We start from the raw sequence: 17,054 nt of genomic DNA, 5'->3' as shown, positions 1-17,054 counted from the left end.
GGCTAGAACAACTGCCCTTGGGCCGGCGCCGTCACGACGGCGTCGGCTACTGCGTCCCCCTGGCCGCCCTGCAGGCGCGCCGCCAGGCCGGACAGACGGCTGGCATGCCGCGCCAACGCGGCCTCCAACACTTCCGCACTGCCGAGCACGTGCAGCGACTGCCGCGCGCGGGTCATGCCGGTGTAGATCAGCTCGCGCGACAGCACGCGGTTGTCGCGTCGCGGCAGCTGCAGCCAGACCTCATCGAACTCCGAGCCCTGTGCCTTGTGCACGGTCATCGCGAACGCACTCTCATGTGCGGGCAACGCACCCGGGTGGAAGCCGCGCGGCTGATCCGGCGTCTCGCCGGGGAACCATGCCGTGACGCTGCCGTGCCGATCAATCAGGCAGATGCCGATGTCGCCGTTGAACAGGCGGTGCCGGTAGCTGTTTTCAGTGATCAGCAGCAGCCGACCGTGGAAATAACCCGGCGCCATGCCCGGCCGCGGCACACCGGCCAGCAGTGCCTCGATGCGCGCGTTGAGCCCGCGCGCCCCCTGGGGGCCTTCGCGCACGGCGGTAAGCAGGCGGATGCGGCCGGCATTGGCCAGCGCCTGACCGGGATCGGCGGCTTCGCCGAGGCCACGCCAATGCCCGAGCAGGTGCTCGCGATGATGCTGCAGCGGGTCGCTCTGGTCCTCGTGGAAGTGCACACCGGCCAGCGTGCCCACGCGTAGCAGGGCAAGTGCGGTGGCACTGTTGCCCTCGCGCACGGCATGCGCCAGCGGCGCCAGATCGAGCGCGTCGGTCTGCCGGTAGCCGCGCTGCAGCTGCACGCGCCGGCCCGCGAACCGGCGTGGCGGTGCCAGCGGTTGCAGCGCGTCGGGCGCGAGCAGCGCCCGTAATGCCTGCGCGTCGTCGGCCTGCGTGCCCAGACCATCGCCACTGGCACGCAGGATCGCACTGAGCACATCGCCGGCTTCCACCGAGGGCAGCTGGTCCGGATCGCCGAGCAGCACCAGCCGGCTGCCATCGGCGACCGCCTCGACCAGCTTGGTCATCAACGGCAGATCGATCATCGAGGCCTCGTCCACCACCACCACGTCATACGGCAGCGGGTTGTCGGCGTGATGGCGGAAGCGCGGCGAATCCGGGATCACCCCGAGCAGGCGATGCAGGGTAGTGCCGGTGCTCGGCATCGCATCGCACAGGGCCGGCGCGATGCCGACCAGCCGCAGCCGCTGCACGGCCAGGCGCAGGCTCTCGGCCATGCGTTCGGCGGCACGGCCGGTCGGCGCGGCCAGCGCGACCCGTGGCAATGCCTGGTCCGCCTGCACCGCCTGCGCGGCCAGCAGTACCAGCAGCCGCGCGATGGTGGTGGTCTTGCCGGTGCCGGGGCCGCCGGTCACCAGCACCAGCGGATGGCAAAGGGCCACGGCCGCCGCACGGGCCTGGTGATCGATGCCGTCGCGCGCCTGCGGGAACAGCTGGCCGAACAGCGTGGCCAGGGTGCCGGGATCGGCCTCGGCCAGCGGATGCGTGGCGATGCGCTGCAGACCAACGGCGAGGCGGCGCTCGTACTCGCGGTAACGGCGCAGATAGAGCAGCCCGTTCTCCAGTACCAGCGGCGCATCCCCGGCGACCACGTCATCCGTCTCCGGCACATCCACCCACGGTGAGGCGCGCAGCTGCGCCAGCCAAACGTCGGGCGCAGGCCACTCGGCGTCGGCCTCGATCAGCCGCTGCGGTTGGGTCGGGTCCAGACCGGCGTGCCCGTCCGACACCGCCAGCGATGCCAGTGCAGCACCGAACAGCACCGCCTCGGGCGTGTCCGGGCGCAGCCGGCGCAGGCTCTGCGCCAGTGCGTGATCGAGTGTGCGCAGCGCATTGCCGCGGTACAGCGTGGTAAGCAGGCTCATGCGTCCCCCCGTGCGCGCGCGGCCATGCGGGCCTGTGCGTGTTCGCCACCGGCGAACAGCGCATCCAGTGCATCGACCAGGGCCGGATCGAAGCGGTGTGCGTACAGGCCGGGACTGTCTTCGCGGCGGGCATCCAGGCCGCGGCAGAACAGATAGCGGATGCCGCCCATGTCACGGGTGTAGTCGTACTGCGCACCCAGCCGGAAGCGCAGCCAGCGATGCAGTGCCACGGTGTAGATCAGCGCCTGCAGGTCGTACTCGCTGTGCTGCATGGCGCTCGTCAGCCGGGCTGCGTCGTAGCCGGGCAGGCGATTGGATTTGTAATCGAGCACGTACCAGCGGTCCGCACGCACGTAGGTGAGGTCGATCTTGCCGGTCATCAGGCCCTCCAGCCGCCGCCGTGTGCCGAAGCCATGGCGGTCACGCACCAGTCCATGCGCGTGCAGCAAGGTCAGCAGGGCGGGCACGGCGGTCGGCTGCATCGCGAAGTGGAACTCGATCTCGGCACGGCGTGCATCGGCCGGCAGGTCGTGCAGTGCGCCGCCTTCCGGCAGGGGCACGGTCAGGGTCTGGCCGACCAGCGCGGTCAACATGGCCACGCCATCGTCCAGATCTTCCTCGGCATAGCCTTCCGCGCGCAGCGAAGCACGCAGGACCTCGGCTTCCTCGCCGGGTGCCGGCTGCCCGGCCTGCCAGCCGCCCCACAGCGCGAAATCGGTGTTCTCCAGCGCATCGTGCAGCACATTGCCGAAGCGGCTGCCCATGAAACGCGGGTCGATCTCGTCGCTGGCCACGGCCGGTTGCTCGGCGTCCAGGGTGAGGTCCACGCCGGCCGGTTCGTCGGCCGCGGGGGCCGGCACTTCGGTCGCGGCGGCATCGGTGTCGTGGCCCGCATCGGCATGCGCCAGCTGGGTGAAGCTGTACACCCACCAATCGTGCGGCACGCGGCGGGTCAGCGCGCGTACCGGCGGCAGTTCGCCCTCGCGTTCGAAGGCGAGCTGGGCCGGCCGGGTCTCCACCGGGCCTTCGATCACGGCGATGTCCGGGTGGTCACGCAGGGCGGCCATGTTCGACAGCATCGGTGCCAGGCGGGTCTTCGCCAGGCCGGCGAGATCACCGGCGGCGATCCACAGCGCGTGCTCGGCGCGGGTCAACCCGACATAGAGCAGGCGCGCGTCTTCGGCCTCCTGTTCCTGCGCGCTGCGCGTGCTGGCCGCGCTCCAGCTGTCGTCCTTGTCCAGTTTCCAATGCAGCTCGCGGCGGCCGTTGGCGTACACCGTGCAGTTGGCCTCGGTGTTGGGCGCGCCACCACCGATGCCCACGAACGGCAGGAACACCAGCGGATACTCCAGGCCCTTGCTCTTATGCAGGGTGATGATCTGCACGCGGCGCGCATCCGATTCCAGGCGCAGCAGCTGCTGCTCGTCGTTCTGGTCGGCATGCGCCATCTGCACCTGCAGCCAGTCGAGCAGGCCGTGCATGCCCAGCGTCTGCCCGGCCGCCTGCTGCAGCAGTTCGCCCAGCTGCAGGTAGTTGGTCAAGCGGCGCTCGCCATCGAGCAGGCCGAGCAGGCGCTCGGCGTGCTCGGCACAGAGATCGGTGATCACCGCGAACGGGCCGCCGCGCTGCCAGCGCTCACGCCATTCCAGCAGCCGCACCTGGAACGAGCGTTGTGCATCCCCTTCGCGCTCCAGCGCATCGATCGCCTCGGCATCTTCGCCAAGCAGCACGGTCGACAGCGCGGCGCGCAGCCGTCCTTCATCGGCAGGCTGCAGCAGCGCCAGCAACAGCAGGCGCAGGTCGTGCGCTTCGGGCGTGGCATACAGGCTCTGCTTGCCTGCAGCGACGGCGGGAATACCCACCGCACCGAGCGCCTGCTGGATGCGCGTGGCCTCCTTGTGCGAGCGCACCAGCACCGCGATGTCGCCGGGCTGTACCGGCATGTCGCGCAGCAGCGCGCGCCCTTGCCGGGCCTCGCTGAGGATCTGGTGGATCGCGGCCACGCAGGCGTCGCTGGCCTGCTGGCGCGAGGGATCGGCCTTGAGATCGCCGGCCTCGGTGTTGTGCAGCACGCGCACGGTCAGGCCGGGTGCGGGAATCCCGTCGCGCAGGAAATCCGCATCCACGCGGGTGCTGCCGGGGTGCACCGGCTCGAAGGCGATGTCGGCTTCGAGGAAGGCGCGTTCGCCGGCATTGGCGTACAGCGCTTCGATCGCGTGCAGCACCGCCGGACGCGAGCGGAAGTTGCGGTCCAGCGCGGGCGCTGCATCGGCCTGGCGTTTGGCTTTGAGGTAGGTGTGGATATCGCCGCCACGGAAGCCGTAGATCGCCTGCTTCGGATCGCCGATCAGGAACAGCGCCGGTGTCAGGCCGGCCTCGCGGGTCTCCTGCGAATCGCCGAACACGCGCTGGAAGATGCCCCACTGGCGGTCGTCGGTATCCTGGAACTCGTCCACCAGCGCGATCGCGTACTGCGCGCGCAGCTGCTGCACCAGGGTGGCGCGGTGCGGGCCGTCGAGTGCATCGGCGACACCGTCGATCAGGTCATCGTAGGTCTGCACGCGTCCGATCCGCTTGAGCTCAGCCAGGCGCGCACGCGCTTCATCGCGCAGGTCATGCAGGAACGCGGTGGCCTGCTGGCGCAGCCACTGCTCGCGCGCGTCGGCGGCGTGCCACCAGCGTTGCAGTGCATCGAACAGCGGCGAGACCGGGCACTGGCCGTCCATGCCGTCCTTGCAGAAGGCCAGCAGCTGCACCGGCAGCAGCTTGCCGAGGTGGCTCTTGTCACCGCGCGGCCAGTGCTGTGCGCTGCGGCCGGCGAACAGCTCGCCGAAGGCCTTGTCGAAGCTGGGCCGTTTGGCACGGCGACCATCGAAGACCTTGCGATCGAAGGCGGCGGCGATCTGTGCCTGCGCGTCTTCGCCGTGGCTCTCGATCGCCTCGGCCAACGCGGCCGCGGCGAGCCGCAGCTGCGGCGCGGGGTCGTCGAAGGTGTGGGTCGGCCGCGCTGGGAGCAACGGCAACGGCTTGATCAGCGTGGTGAGATCGCCGGCCAGCGCCTCGGGCGAGGACCACAGCCAGGTCAGCGCATCGACCGTGGCCGCGTCGTTGGCATGCACGCGCCACAGGTCGGCGGCGAGTTCCTCGTGCAGCGCGCGTTCGCTCGGCAGCAGGGTCGGCGGATCGAAGGTGTGTCCGCTCTCCAAGGCATGCTCACGCAGCACGCGGGTGCAGAAGCCATGGATGGTGAAGATCGAGGCGAGATCGATTTCGTCGGCCGCGGTCTGCAGCCGGCGCGCCAGCGCGGCCGGCGTTTCTTCGCCGAGGGCGAGCTGGCGGTGGAGGATCACCTGGGTCAGGACGACCTCCGGGCTGTCCTGTTCGCTCGGCGCGCGCTCGACCAGCTGTGCGGCCAATGCAAGGCGCTCGCGGATGCGCTTGCGCAGTTCCTGCGTCGCGGCATCGGTGAAGGTGACCGCCAGGATCTGGCCGATGCGCCAGCCCTTCTCCACCACCAGCCGGGTGAACAGCGTGGCCAGGGTGAAGGTCTTCCCGGTACCGGCGCTGGCCTCGATCAGGCGCACGCCCTCCAGCGGCAGCGCCAGATAGGGATCGTTGAGCAGGTCGTGGTCGATCATCGCAGGGCTCCTTCCTCGTCAAAGCCCGGGAACACACGGCCTTCGCGCACCGCGGTGAACACCACGAAGCTGTTGTGCAGCAATTGTCGGTAGCTGTCCGCGCTGGCGAACGGATCATGGCCACGCAGCGCGAGCTGGTAGCCGGCGCCGGTGGATTCGCCCCAGGTGCGTTCGCTGCCATGCCACTTGGCGCGGCCCTCGGCTTCGCGCTTGGCCGCGGCGGCGGTGTACAGCACCCAGCCGGTGGACGGGCCGTACAACAGCGGCGCGCGCAGCCCTTCGCTGCGCAGCTGCAGCAGGCGCCGCAGCACCTCGTGCGCCCGTTCGGCCTCCAGCGGCGGCAGCGTGTGTGGGCCCAGCCCGTCATCGCCCGCGTCGTGGAACTGGACCAGCGGCTGTGGGTCGCCGGCGGCGTTGGCGAGCAGCCAGTCCAGGCCCTGGCGGATCGCGGCACGGCCATTGAGCGGGCCCGGACGCAGGCGCACCAGGCCATGCGGATGCAGGCCGTCGACGCGGCCGTGCAGGCGCACCCCGTCGATATCCACTTCGTAGCGGCGGCTGCCGGCCGCAGTACCGGCCTGCCATTGCGCCAGCGCCTGTGCGTAGGGTTCGGTCTGCGCCTGCAGCAGCGCGAACTGACGCTCGCCCAGTGCACCGGAGGGCAGCAGCGCACGCGCGCGCAGCCGGGGGTACAGCGGCGCGGCATCCTCGTCGAGGGTGGCCTCGATCACCGCCTGCTGCAGCAGTACGGTATCGCCACCGCGCGCCGCCATCACCAACGGCTCCACATCCTCGGCGTTGTCCACGTCGTCGGGCAGGCGCAGGCCGAGCCGTTGCGAGAGGAACTGGCTGGCCGGATCGGTGAGGAAGCGACGCAGCGCATCCACGCTCAGTTCCGCCTCGCCCACCACGCTCTCCATCGGTGGCAGTGGCCGTGCGAACCAGGGCGCCAGCGCACGCCGTGCGCCGCCAAGCGAGCCGGCGGCCGGGTGCCATTGCTGGCGATAGCTGAAACGTCGCGGTTCCTCACCGCCACCGAAGGCCGCCGGTGCAAACGGCTGCAGCGAGTGCCGCACCGTCATCCGCTTGGCCGCCGCGGGCGGATCCAGGTGGTACTCGGCAGCGGCATCGATCAGCTCGCTGACCAATACTGACGGTTCGCGCACGCTGCCATCGCGCGGATCGGCGCCCAGGTAGCTCAGGTAGAACACGTCCTGCGCCGAGGCGAACAGCTGCAGGAACAGGAAACGGTCGTCCTCGCGCAGCGAGCGGTCGCCATGCCGGCGCTTGTCGGTGCCCAGTTCGGCGGTGAGCTGGTTGAGCCCAGCAGCCGGGTCGCGGCGCGGGAAATCGCCATCGTTCAGCCCGAGCACGCAGATCACCCGGAACGGCAGCAGGCGCATCGGCACCATCCGCCCGAAACTGACGCCGCCGGTCAGCAGCGGCGCACGTGTATCGGCCTGCGCGAGCACGCCGGCGAAATGCGCGCGCAGCACCTCCGGCGGCACGTCGCCCTCGAAGCCGGCGGTATCCGCATCACGGGCGAACTCGTTGATCAGTTTGCGCAGCCGCTCCAGCGCGCGCTGGCTGTTGGCGGCCTGCGGCGGCTCCGGCAGCAACGCATCGAGCAGCGCCAGCAGACGCTGCCGCCACTGGCCGGGCGACATCGCCTCTCCCAACGCCTTCTGGTAGCGCGCCAGCACCCGCAGCAGGCCGAGCAGGCGGTCCAGCGCATCCAGCGCGCTGCCTTCCAGCTCCGGCCACGGCGCGACCCCGGCGATATCGCCGTCGCTGCCGCTGGCATGACCCAGCAGCAGGCGATCGAGTGCGAACTGCCAGGTGAAGGCGTCATCGACCGGGGCCTGGTGCTGGCCGCGATGGGCGGCATCCAGCCCCCAGCGCGCGCCCGCGGCCTGCAGCCAGTCGTGCAGGCGGTCGAACGCCGCCGCATCCAGACCGGCCGCTTCGGCCAGCGGCGCGCTGGCGAGCAGATCCAGCACTTCGTTCAAGCCGAAGCGCGAGACCGGCAACCCGAGCAGGTGCACGAACACATCGGCCAGTGGCTCACCCGCCAGCGGGCTGGTGTCGGCCAGCGCATAGGGAATGTGGTCATCGCCGCCGCCGCGCCCGCCGAACACCGCTTCCAGGTAGGGCACGTAGGGATCGATGTCCGGCGCCAGCACCGCGATCTCGCGCGCCTGCAACGGCGGATCGAAGCGCGGGTCCTGGAGCAGGCCGCGCAGCTGGTCGTGCAGCACCTGCAGTTCGCGCAGGCGGGTATGGCAGGCATGCACCTGCAGGCTCGGGTCGTCGTAGCGCAGCGCCTCGCGCAGAGGCCCGGCGGGCTGCCCGCGGCGGTGGAACAGGTCGCGCTGCAGGCGATGCAGCAGGCTGTCGGACAGGCCGCCGGCGTCCATGTCCGGGCGCGCGTCCTCTTCGGGATCATCGTAGGCGGCGATCTCACCGGAGGGGTGCACGACCTCGTAGCTGCCCAGCACCGCCATGAAGTCGCGGCCCGCCGCGCCCCAGGCCTGCAGCAGGCGGTTCTCGCCGGCCGCCTCGCCGAACGGATCGGGCGCGCCACTGCGCAGCTTCTCGCCCAGGGTCTGCAGATCGCCCCAGTAGGCCTGGGTGGGCGTGGGCAGATAGAAGTGCATCGTGCCGACCCGCGCCTGGGTGGCCATCACCCGCAGCACGTCCGGGGAGATGTTGAGCGTGGCGAAGGCGAACACCCGCGCCGGCAGGCCCTGCGGCAGCGGCTGGTCGGCGCCCTCGAAACGGGCGAGATAGGCATCGATGCGGCGCGCACGGTACTGCTTGCCGCTGGCGATATGCCGCCACAGGATCGCCTGCGGGTCGCTCGGTGCCGCGCCGGCCTCCCAACGCAGCAGCCAATCGCGACGCCAGGCCTGGTACTTCTCGAACACCGAGGCCAGCTCGGCGGCCAGCGCCCACGGCTTGAGCGGATCGGCCGCGGACAGGTAGGCCTGCAGGGCCGCCATCGGCGGCTGCGCCATCAGCACCGGGTCACGCAGCGCGGCGTACAGCCCCCAGCGCAGGCCCTCGGCATTGAGATCGTCATGTTCGCCGGGCACGTTGGCGTTGAGGGCGCGGGCGACCAGCTCACCGGGGGTGAGGAACTCGAGATTGGCGGCAATGCCATACTCGGCCGCCAGGGTCGATTGCAGCCAGCGGCGCATCGCGACCTGCGGGATCAGGACCACCTCCGGCACCAGGATCGATTGGCCCGGCACGGGCGTGCGCAGCGTCGTGGCCAGCAGGGCGGCCAGCACATCGAGCGAGTTGGAGTGGTACAGGCGGAAGTCTGAAGCGGCGTCGGTCATCGCAGGAGTGTGCCGCAGCCCGCGCACGAACGCAGCGCTGAGGGGTGTCCGGACGTGGAAAAGGCCGTGGCCGGTACCGGCCCGACACGCTGTGTTGCAGCCCACGGCATGGCCGTCGGGGCGCTGCCCTCACCTGCCCGTGCGACAATACTGCACGGTGCAGTTCGGTTATGTTCAGCCGTTCACGACGATCTTACAACGTTGGAATTTTGTTAATGGCGCTCATGACGGTTTCCGAAGAGAGTCTGGTGCAGTTGTCCAACGTCCGCATCGACCGCGGCGGACGTACGATCCTGCGCGACGTTTCGCTGACCGTTCCGCGCGGCAGCATCACGGCCGTGCTCGGCCCGTCGGGCAGTGGCAAGTCCACCCTGCTGGCCGCGCTGACCGGTGAGCTGCGGCCGGTTGCCGGCGAAGTCACCCTGTTCGGCCAGCCCATCCCGACCGGCGCACGCGCGCTGTTGGAGATGCGCAAGAGCGTGGGCGTGCTGCTGCAGGGCAACGGCCTGCTGACCGATCTGACCGTGGCCGAGAACGTGGCGCTGCCGCTGCGCACCCACACCCGCCTGCCCAAGCCCGTATTGCGCCGCCTGGTGCAGATGAAGCTGCACGCGGTCGGCCTGCTGGCCGCTGCCGATGCCTGGCCGCGCGAGCTGTCCGGCGGCATGGCGCGCCGTGTGGCCCTGGCCCGCGCGCTGGCACTGGACCCGCCGCTGATGATCTACGACGAGCCGCTGACCGGGCTGGACCCGATCGCCTCGGGCGTGATCATGAGCCTGATCCAGCGCCTCAACCACAGCCTGGGGCTGACCAGCATCATCGTCAGCCACCACGTGCACGAGACCCTGCCGATCTGCGACCAGGTGATCGCGATCGCCAACGGCGGCATCGTGTTCCAGGGCAGCCCGGCCGCACTCGAATCCAGCCAGGACCCGCTGCTGCGGCAGTTCCTGCATGGTGAACCGGACGGCCCGATCCCCTTCGATGCCGCACCGCGTGCGAGGGTTGCCTGATGCCGTTCGTTGACGCCACCCGCTCGCTCGGTCGCGCCGGCCTGTTCTCGCTGACGGTGCTGCGCGGCTCGCTGCCGACCGCCGATTTCCTGGCCGAGCTGACCCGCGAGATCTACAAGATCGGCGCACGTTCGCTGCCGATCATCGCCGTGGGCGGTGCCTTCGTGGGCCTGGTGCTGACCCTGCAGGGCTACCGCACGCTGACCACCTTCGGTGCTGCGGACGCCTTGTCCACCCTGCTCGGCCTGTCGCTGTACCGCGAACTGGCCCCGGTGCTGACCGCGCTGCTGTTCATCGGCCGCGCCGGCAGTTCGATCGCCGCCGAGCTGGGCCTGATGCGGGCCACCGATCAGATCAAGGCCCTGGAGCTGATGGCGATCGACCCGGTCGCCAAGGTCGTTGCTCCGCGCTTCTGGGCGGCGGTACTGACCGTGCCGCTGCTGACCGGCATCTTCTGTTCACTGGCGATCAGTGCCAGCTACTTCGAGGCCGTGCACGTGCTCGGCCTGGACAATGGCGTGTTCTGGTCGGCGCTGAGCAACAGCGTGGACTTCTGGGACGACTTCGGCGTGGCGATGCTGAAGTCGGCGATCTTCGGCGGCACGGCGGCCCTGGTGGCCTCCTATGTCGGTTTCCATGCCGAACCCACCATCGAAGGCACCTCGGTCGCCACCACGCGTGCGGTGGTCAACGCCTCGCTGCTGGTGCTGGTCTTCAACTTCGTGCTGTCCGCCATGATGTTCCAGTAGGTACCGACCGTGGGTCGGTACGGCCGTTGTCCCTGGCCAGTAACCCGCTTGAGTACGCAAAGACTTCCCGCCCGGACACCTGTCCAGGCACCTGACAAAGAACAGTGAGATATCCCATGGCCATCCGCGGTCCCAGACTCGAATTTTCCGTCGGCGCGTTCCTGCTGCTGGCGCTGGCCTCGCTGCTGGTGCTGGCCGTGGCCTCCACCAATCAACGGTGGGGCACCGGTGGCAGCGGCTACGAACTCAAGGCGCGCTTCACCCAGATCGGCCAGCTGCGCAAGCAGGCCCCGGTCAAGATCGGCGGCGTCACCATCGGCCAGGTCTCGGGCATCGAGCTGGATCCCCAGAAGTTCGACTCGATCGTGACCCTCAAGCTCGACGGCAAGTTCAAGGATCTGCCCGCCGATACCTCGGCCGGCATCTTCACCAGCGGTTTGCTCGGCGAGAGCTATATCGGACTGCAGCCGGGCGGAGATCCGGACGTGCTCAAGTCCGGCGACGAGATCGTCTTCACCCAGCCGGCGGTGGACCTGCTCCAGCTGGTCGGCAAGTACATGTTCAGCGGTCCGGCCAACACCGGTGGCGCTGACTCCCACGATGGCAACGGCGCGCCCGCGCCTGCAACGGAACCGCAACCATGAAAAAGACCCTGATCCCGGCGCTGCTGGCCTCGGCCCTGCTCGCCGCCACGCCCTCGCTCTCCTTCGCCCAGGCTGCCCCGGCGGCCGCTGCCGCCCAGCAGGGCCAGGCCAGCAAGGCCGTGATGGACGCCAGTACCCGCATCCTGACCTCGCTGCAGCAGCGCCGCACCGAGTTCCGGGCCAACCCGGCCGTGCTGCGTGACTTCATCAACAGCGAGCTCAACAAGACCTTCGACCGCGACTACGCCGCCCGCCTGGTGCTGGGCGTGCACGGCCGCGGCGCGTCCGATGCCGACGTCAAGCTGTTCGCCGATGCGATGGCCGACAACCTGATGCAGCGCTACGGTTCGGCCCTGCTCGAGATCCAGGGCAAGCCGACCTTCCGCCTCAAGAGCGAGTCGCCGCTGCCGGGCAACCGCGGCGTGCGCGTGTCCACCGAGCTGATCCGCGCCGGCAACGAGCCGACCCCGGTCGACTACCTGATGCGCAACGTCAACGGCCAGTGGAAGATCTTCGATGTGATGATCGAAGGCATCTCCTACGTGCAGACCTTCAAGACCCAGTTCGACGCCCCGCTGCGCCAGAAGTCGATCCAGCAGGTCGCCACCGAACTGCGCAACGGCAGCATGCAGGCCGGGCAGGCCCCGCGTGGCAAATAACAGCGCCAGCGTGCAGCACAACGGCAGCTCGCTGGTGTTCAGCGGGCCGCTCGACCGCGCGGCGGTGACGGCCCTGTGGCCCTCGCTGACCGCGCTGGACGGCGTGCAGCAGGTGGATCTGGCGGCGGTGAGCCGGCTCGACAGCGCCGGTCTGGCGCTGCTGGCCGAGCTGGCCGCCCGCCTGCGCGCAAACGGGACAACGCCGACGATCGTCGGCAGCCCGGACGGTTTCACCGACCTCAGTGCCGCCTACCGGCTGGCACCCACCCTGGATTTCCATGCCCTTTCTGCGGCGAGCTGACATGAACGTCATACGCACCCTCCCCCTCCTTGTGCTGGCGCTGGCCCTGAGCGCCTGTGCCGGCAAGCCTGCACGCGACAGCGCACCGGTCAGCGTCGAGGTCACCCCTGCGGCGGCACCGGCTGCCGATGTCGCCAACACCGATGCGGTACCGGCCGAGGCCGTCGCCGACACGGCCACCGAAGCAACGCAGGCCAGCACCGATCCGGCGGCCGCACCGGTCACCGGCGGCACCGCGCCGACCAATGCCGAGGACGACTTCGCCGCGCTGTACGGTGGTCCGGCCCCGACCGCAGACGGCACCGAGCCCACCGGCGCGCCGTACGATCCGTGGGAACCGTTCAACCGCAAGGTGCACAGCTTCAACAACGTGGTCGACCGTGCGGTCGCACGTCCGCTGGCGGTGGCCTACACCAACGTGGTGCCGCGCTTCGCACGCACCGGCGTAAGCAACTTCTTCAGCAACCTGCGCGCGCCGGTGACGATCACCAACCAGCTGCTGCAGGGCCGTCCGGACGACGCCTGGGACAGCCTGGGCCGCTTCCTGATGAACTCCACGCTGGGTATCGGCGGTCTGTTCGATCCGGCCAGCAAGGCGATGGTGCCGCGTCGCAAGGAAGACTTCGGTCAGACCCTGGGCACGTGGGGCTGGCGCCGTTCGCGCTACGTGGAACTGCCGTTCTTCGGCCCGCGTACCGTGCGTGACGTGTTCGGCCTGGCCGGCGACATGCCGCTCTCGCCGATCCGCACGATCGAGGACGACAAGATCCGCATCGGCCTGCAGGGCCTGCAGCTGGTGGACATGCGTTCGCAGCTGCTGGCGGTGGATGACATGCGCGACAACGCCGTGGATGAGTACTCGCTGGTCCGTGATGCGTGGCTGCAGCGCCGCAACTACCAGATCGAGAACGACCTGCGCGGCAAGCATGCGCGCGGCAAGGACGATCCGGACGCGCCGATTCCGGTCGATGCGATGCCGATGCCGAACTGGGGTAACTGATACCCACGAAAAAGCCCCGCCGAAGCGGGGCTTTTTTTTGTTTCCGGGTCCGCCGATCAGGCCGCCAGCGCGGCGTCGATCGCGGCCACCAGGCGGGCATCGTCAGCCGGCACGTCCGGGGCGAAGCGTGCGATGACCTGGCCGTCGCGGCCGATCAGGAACTTCTCGAAGTTCCACAGCACGCCCGGGGCGGCATTGACCACCAGCTCCGGATACTTGGCCACCGCGCCCTGCAGCTTCTCGCGCATCGGGCCTTCGCCGGTGGCGGCCGGCTGCGCGGCGGTCAGCTGCTGGTACAGCGGATGGGTGTCCTCACCGGCCACGCTGATCTTGGCGAACATCGGGAAGCTGACGTTGTATTCCAGCTGGCAGAACTGCTGGATGTCCGCTTCGCTGCCCGGCTCCTGGGCCAGGAAGTTGTTGGCCGGGAAACCCAGCACTTCCAGGCCGGCGGCCTGCTTGTCGGCGTACAGCGCCTGCAGGCCTTCGTACTGCGGGGTCAGGCCACACTTGGAGGCGACGTTGACGACCAGCAGCACTTTGCCGCGGTAGTCGGCCAGCGAGGTCGGCTGGCCTTCGATGGTGGTCACGGGGATGTCGTAGACGGTCTGGCTCACTTCGGGTTCCTTGCGTTGCATCGGGGGAGGCACAGCATAGCCGTGCCGTTGGTAAGTCAGTCGACGCAGATCGTGCCCAGGGTCACGCCGCCATCGATGCGCTGGCGGCAGCCGAAGTTCTGGCTGACATCGCGCTGGCAGACGCCACGCGCGGCCGTTCCCGGTGCGGCATCGCCGGTGGCCAGGCACTGGCCACTGCAGTCGGCCTTGGCGCTGCAGGCCTTGCCGGCATCGGCGTAGGGCACCACGCACTGCACGCGCTGCAGGCGACCCAGCGGCTGCAGGCTGCCACCGGCGGCGGTGCATTCGGCGGCGCTGGGCGTTGTCGGTGTCGCTGCGGTGGTGTCGGCAGGTGGGGTGCTGCTGCACCCGGCCAGGGCGAACAGGAGGGACAGCATCAGGGGCAGGCGCATCGGCGGTTCCTTGAAAGGACGGAAGAAGGCAGGCAAAAGAACGTGCCACGCAGCATGCGCGATCGCGTGCATGCGTGGCGTCGGCGCTCAGTCCTGCACGGCGCTGGTTTCGTCGCCGGCCACGTCCTCATCCTCGCCGCTCATATCGCCAAGCAGGTCCTGGGTCTGTTCGCTGCCCAGCGTTTCCACGCTGCGCAGGCGGCGCTCGATGGTGCGCGTCTTGCGGCTGGCTTCGCCGAGGCTACGGCCGACCGTGGTGATCTGCTTCTCGGCCTTTTCCAGGATGCCGGCGAACTTGCCGAACTCGCTCTTGACCGCACCGAGCAGACCCCACACTTCACTGGAGCGCTGTTCGATGGCCAGCGTGCGGAAGCCCATCTGCAGGCTGTTGAGCAACGCGGTCACGGTGGTCGGGCCGGCCACCACCACGCGATGGTCGCGCTGCAGCAGATCGATCAGGCCAGGGCGGCGGATCACTTCGGCGTACAGGCTTTCAGTAGGCAGGAACATCACCGCGAAATCAGTGGTGTGTGGCGGGGCGATGTACTTGTCGCAGATCGATTTGGCCTGGATGCGGATCGCGCGCTCGAGCTGCGCGCCCTGCACGCGCACGCCCTCGACGTCGCCCTGCTCTTGCGCATCGAGCAGGCGCTCGTAATCCTCGCGCGGGAACTTGGAATCGATCGGCAGCCACACCGGCGTGTCTTCATGGCCGCGGCCCGGCAACCGCACGGCGATATCGACGATCTCGTTGCTGTCCGGGCGCACTTTGACGCCGCGCGCGTACTGCTCCTGGGTGAGCGTCTGCTCGAGGATGTTGTCCAGCTGCACTTCACCCCAGCTGCCACGGTTCTTGACGTTGGTCAGCACGCGCTTGAGGTCGCCCACGCCGGTGGCCAACTGCTGCATTTCGCCGAGGCCGCGCTGGACCTGCTCCAGCCGCTCGGAGACCAGCTGGAACGAAGCGCCCAGCCGCGTTTCCAGGGTGGTCTGCAGCTTCTCGTCCACGGTCACCCGCATCTGGTCGAGCTTCTCGGCGTTGTCGCTCTGCAGGCTCTTGAGCTGCTGCTCGAGCGTGGCGCGCATCTCGCCGATACGCTGCTCGTTGCGCTGGGTCATCTCCTGCAGGCGCAGGCCCAGCGATTCACCCAGGCGCTGCTGGGACTGACCGGTTTCCTCACGGCCCAGGCGGGCGTCTTCGGCCAGGGCCTGGCGCAGCGCGGCCATGTGGCTGTCGGTACGCGTGGTCAGTTCCACCAGCTGCTGGCCGAACGCTTCGATGCGCGCCTGCTGCTGTTGCCCGAACGCTTCCAGCTGCACACGCACTTCCTGCATGCGCAGGGCCAGCAGGTCGCCGGTGCGCTGCTGGCTGAGCGTGCTTTCCTCGCGTGCCTTGCGCGCGTCTTCGCCGAGCGCATCGCGCAGCAGGTCCAGGCGCTGGTCGGTGCGGGTGGACAGATCGGTCAGCGCGCGCGCGAAACTTTCCAGCCGGGCATCCTGCTGGCGGCCCAGGCCTTCGAGCTGCTCGCGCAGTTCGCTGCGTCCGACCCGCGCTTCCTCGCGCAGGGTCTGTTCGAGATCGCCATGGCCGGAACGCCGCAGCAGCGCGAGCAGCTGCAGCACGAGGACGGCACACACCAGGCCGCCAAGGATCAGAGATTCGGTTTGCATGCGCCAAGTGTAGGCCGCGGCGGTCTCATTGGCTGCGTCAGAACCCTTCGAGCACGAGCTTGCCGCGCGCGCGGTGGCTCTCGATCAGGGCATGCGCCTGGCGCAGGTTGGCGGCGTTGATACGGCCGTAGTGTTCGCCGAGCGTGGTGCGCAGCACGCCGGCATCGATCAGCGCGGCAACGCGCTCGAGCAGATCATGCTGGCGCTGCACATCGGGCGTGTTGAAGCTGGAGCGGGTGAACATCGATTCCCAGTGCAGGGACAGGCTCTTGCGCTTGAGCGCCATCACATCGAGCTGGCCGGGATCGTCGATCAGCGCCACCTGACCCTGCGGCGCGAGCACCGCGACGATCTGGTCGTAGTGCTGGTCGGTATGGGTCAGGCTGGCCACATGGCTGACCTCGGCGATGCCCAGGCGCTGCAGGCCTTCGCTCAGCGGCTGGGTGTGGTCGATCACATGGTGCGCGCCCAGCGCGTAGACCCAGTCCTGGGTATCCGGGCGCGAGGCGGTGCCGATCACGGTCAGGCGGGTCAGCTGGCGGGCCAGCTGGACCAGGATCGAGCCGACACCGCCGGCGGCACCGATCACCAGCAGGGTCTGCCCTTCGCCGCCGTTCTCGGCGATCCGCAGGCGGTCGAACAGCAGTTCCCAGGCGGTGATCGCCGTCAGCGGCAACGCCGCGGCGGCGGCGTCATCCAGGCTGGCCGGCTTGTGGCCGACGATGCGCTCGTCCACCAGCTGGTACTCGGCGTTGCTGCCGGCGCGGCCGATCGCACCCGCATAGAAAACCGCGTCGCCGGGCTGGAACAGCGTCACCTCGTCGCCCACCGCATCCACGATGCCGACCGCGTCGAAGCCGAGCACGCGCGGCTCGGTGACCGCCACGCCGGTGCGGACCTTGGTATCGACCGGGTTCACCGAGATCGCACGGACTTCCACCCGCAGATCGCGCGGGCCGGGGGTGGGGATCGGCAGGGTGATGTCCACCAGCGCGGCGGGGTTGCTGATCGGCAGGCCATGCTGGGTATAGGCGACGGCTTTCATCGGGGGAGATCCAGTGGGGAGGACGGACAGCCTGCGCTTCACGGCCGGGTGGAGAAAGGCGC

13 protein-coding genes are annotated in these 17,054 nt (G+C 69.4%); 6 read left to right on the top strand and 7 right to left on the bottom strand.

The features are described from left to right. Window positions 1-2 precede the first annotated feature (2 nt). The 3 genes from recD to recC are packed head-to-tail and all read right to left on the bottom strand — an operon-like array spanning window position 3 to window position 8,880. Entirely contained in the window at window positions 3-1,898 is a 1,896-nt protein-coding gene (recD, locus tag ABE463_RS10920; RefSeq protein WP_346468176.1) for an exodeoxyribonuclease V subunit alpha, read from the bottom strand. Then, window positions 1,895-5,536 (bottom strand): exodeoxyribonuclease V subunit beta, encoded by a 3,642-nt coding sequence (gene recB, locus ABE463_RS10915; RefSeq protein WP_346468175.1) that lies wholly within the window; start codon window positions 5,534-5,536, stop codon window positions 1,895-1,897. The genes recD and recB overlap by 4 nt, the downstream gene beginning before the upstream one ends. Beyond that, window positions 5,533-8,880 carry an exodeoxyribonuclease V subunit gamma gene (gene recC, locus ABE463_RS10910; protein WP_346468174.1) on the bottom strand — a complete coding sequence of 1,116 codons (3,348 nt, stop codon included), beginning with the start codon at window positions 8,878-8,880 and terminating at the stop codon, window positions 5,533-5,535. Before recC ends, recB begins: the two co-directional genes overlap by 4 nt. Before the next feature lie 224 nt (window positions 8,881-9,104). On the opposite strand from recC, the gene ABE463_RS10905 reads away from it, so the two are divergent. From ABE463_RS10905 to ABE463_RS10880, 6 genes are all read left to right on the top strand, one after another. Further along, window positions 9,105-9,893, top strand: a complete 789-nt coding sequence (locus ABE463_RS10905) for an ATP-binding cassette domain-containing protein (protein WP_019183992.1) — start codon at window positions 9,105-9,107, stop codon at window positions 9,891-9,893. Beyond that, a complete protein-coding gene (locus ABE463_RS10900) occupies window positions 9,893-10,642 on the top strand; it encodes an MlaE family lipid ABC transporter permease subunit (RefSeq protein WP_019183993.1) in 750 nt (249 codons plus the stop codon). Before ABE463_RS10905 ends, ABE463_RS10900 begins: the two co-directional genes overlap by 1 nt. A gap of 116 nt (window positions 10,643-10,758) precedes the next feature. Beyond that, entirely contained in the window at window positions 10,759-11,286 is a 528-nt protein-coding gene (gene mlaD / locus ABE463_RS10895; protein WP_019183994.1) for an outer membrane lipid asymmetry maintenance protein MlaD, read from the top strand. Next, on the top strand, window positions 11,283-11,945 hold the full coding sequence (locus tag ABE463_RS10890; RefSeq protein WP_019183995.1) for an ABC transporter substrate-binding protein: 663 nt from the start codon (window positions 11,283-11,285) through the stop codon (window positions 11,943-11,945). The genes mlaD and ABE463_RS10890 overlap by 4 nt, the downstream gene beginning before the upstream one ends. Beyond that, window positions 11,935-12,246 (top strand): STAS domain-containing protein, encoded by a 312-nt coding sequence (locus ABE463_RS10885; protein ID WP_346468173.1) that lies wholly within the window; start codon window positions 11,935-11,937, stop codon window positions 12,244-12,246. Before ABE463_RS10890 ends, ABE463_RS10885 begins: the two co-directional genes overlap by 11 nt. 1 nt (window position 12,247) lies before the next feature. Next, window positions 12,248-13,246 carry a VacJ family lipoprotein gene (locus ABE463_RS10880; RefSeq protein WP_346468172.1) on the top strand — a complete coding sequence of 333 codons (999 nt, stop codon included), beginning with the start codon at window positions 12,248-12,250 and terminating at the stop codon, window positions 13,244-13,246. Window positions 13,247-13,302: 56 nt separating this feature from the next. Here the strand turns inward: ABE463_RS10880 and ABE463_RS10875 are convergent, their stop codons facing one another. The 4 genes from ABE463_RS10875 to ABE463_RS10860 form a co-directional block, all read right to left on the bottom strand. After that, window positions 13,303-13,863, bottom strand: a complete 561-nt coding sequence (locus ABE463_RS10875) for a glutathione peroxidase (RefSeq protein WP_088435249.1) — start codon at window positions 13,861-13,863, stop codon at window positions 13,303-13,305. Window positions 13,864-13,919: 56 nt separating this feature from the next. Continuing rightward, complete coding sequence (locus ABE463_RS10870) at window positions 13,920-14,276, bottom strand: hypothetical protein (protein WP_259260753.1); 357 nt, start codon at window positions 14,274-14,276, stop codon at window positions 13,920-13,922. Between the two features lie 87 nt (window positions 14,277-14,363). Further along, the gene (gene rmuC / locus ABE463_RS10865; RefSeq protein ID WP_346468171.1) at window positions 14,364-15,947 is read right to left on the bottom strand and encodes a DNA recombination protein RmuC; all 1,584 of its coding nucleotides are present in this window, start codon (window positions 15,945-15,947) and stop codon (window positions 14,364-14,366) included. Between the two features lie 37 nt (window positions 15,948-15,984). After that, a complete protein-coding gene (locus ABE463_RS10860) occupies window positions 15,985-16,992 on the bottom strand; it encodes a zinc-binding alcohol dehydrogenase family protein (RefSeq protein WP_346468170.1) in 1,008 nt (335 codons plus the stop codon). Window positions 16,993-17,054: the final 62 nt, after the last annotated feature.

Origin of the sequence: Stenotrophomonas sp. TWI819 (assembly GCF_039673075.1) — a bacterium.
GTDB lineage: Bacteria > Pseudomonadota > Gammaproteobacteria > Xanthomonadales > Xanthomonadaceae > Stenotrophomonas > Stenotrophomonas rhizophila_B.
Note: the sequence above shows the minus strand (reverse complement) of the source record. Positions and strands in the feature narration are given on the sequence as shown.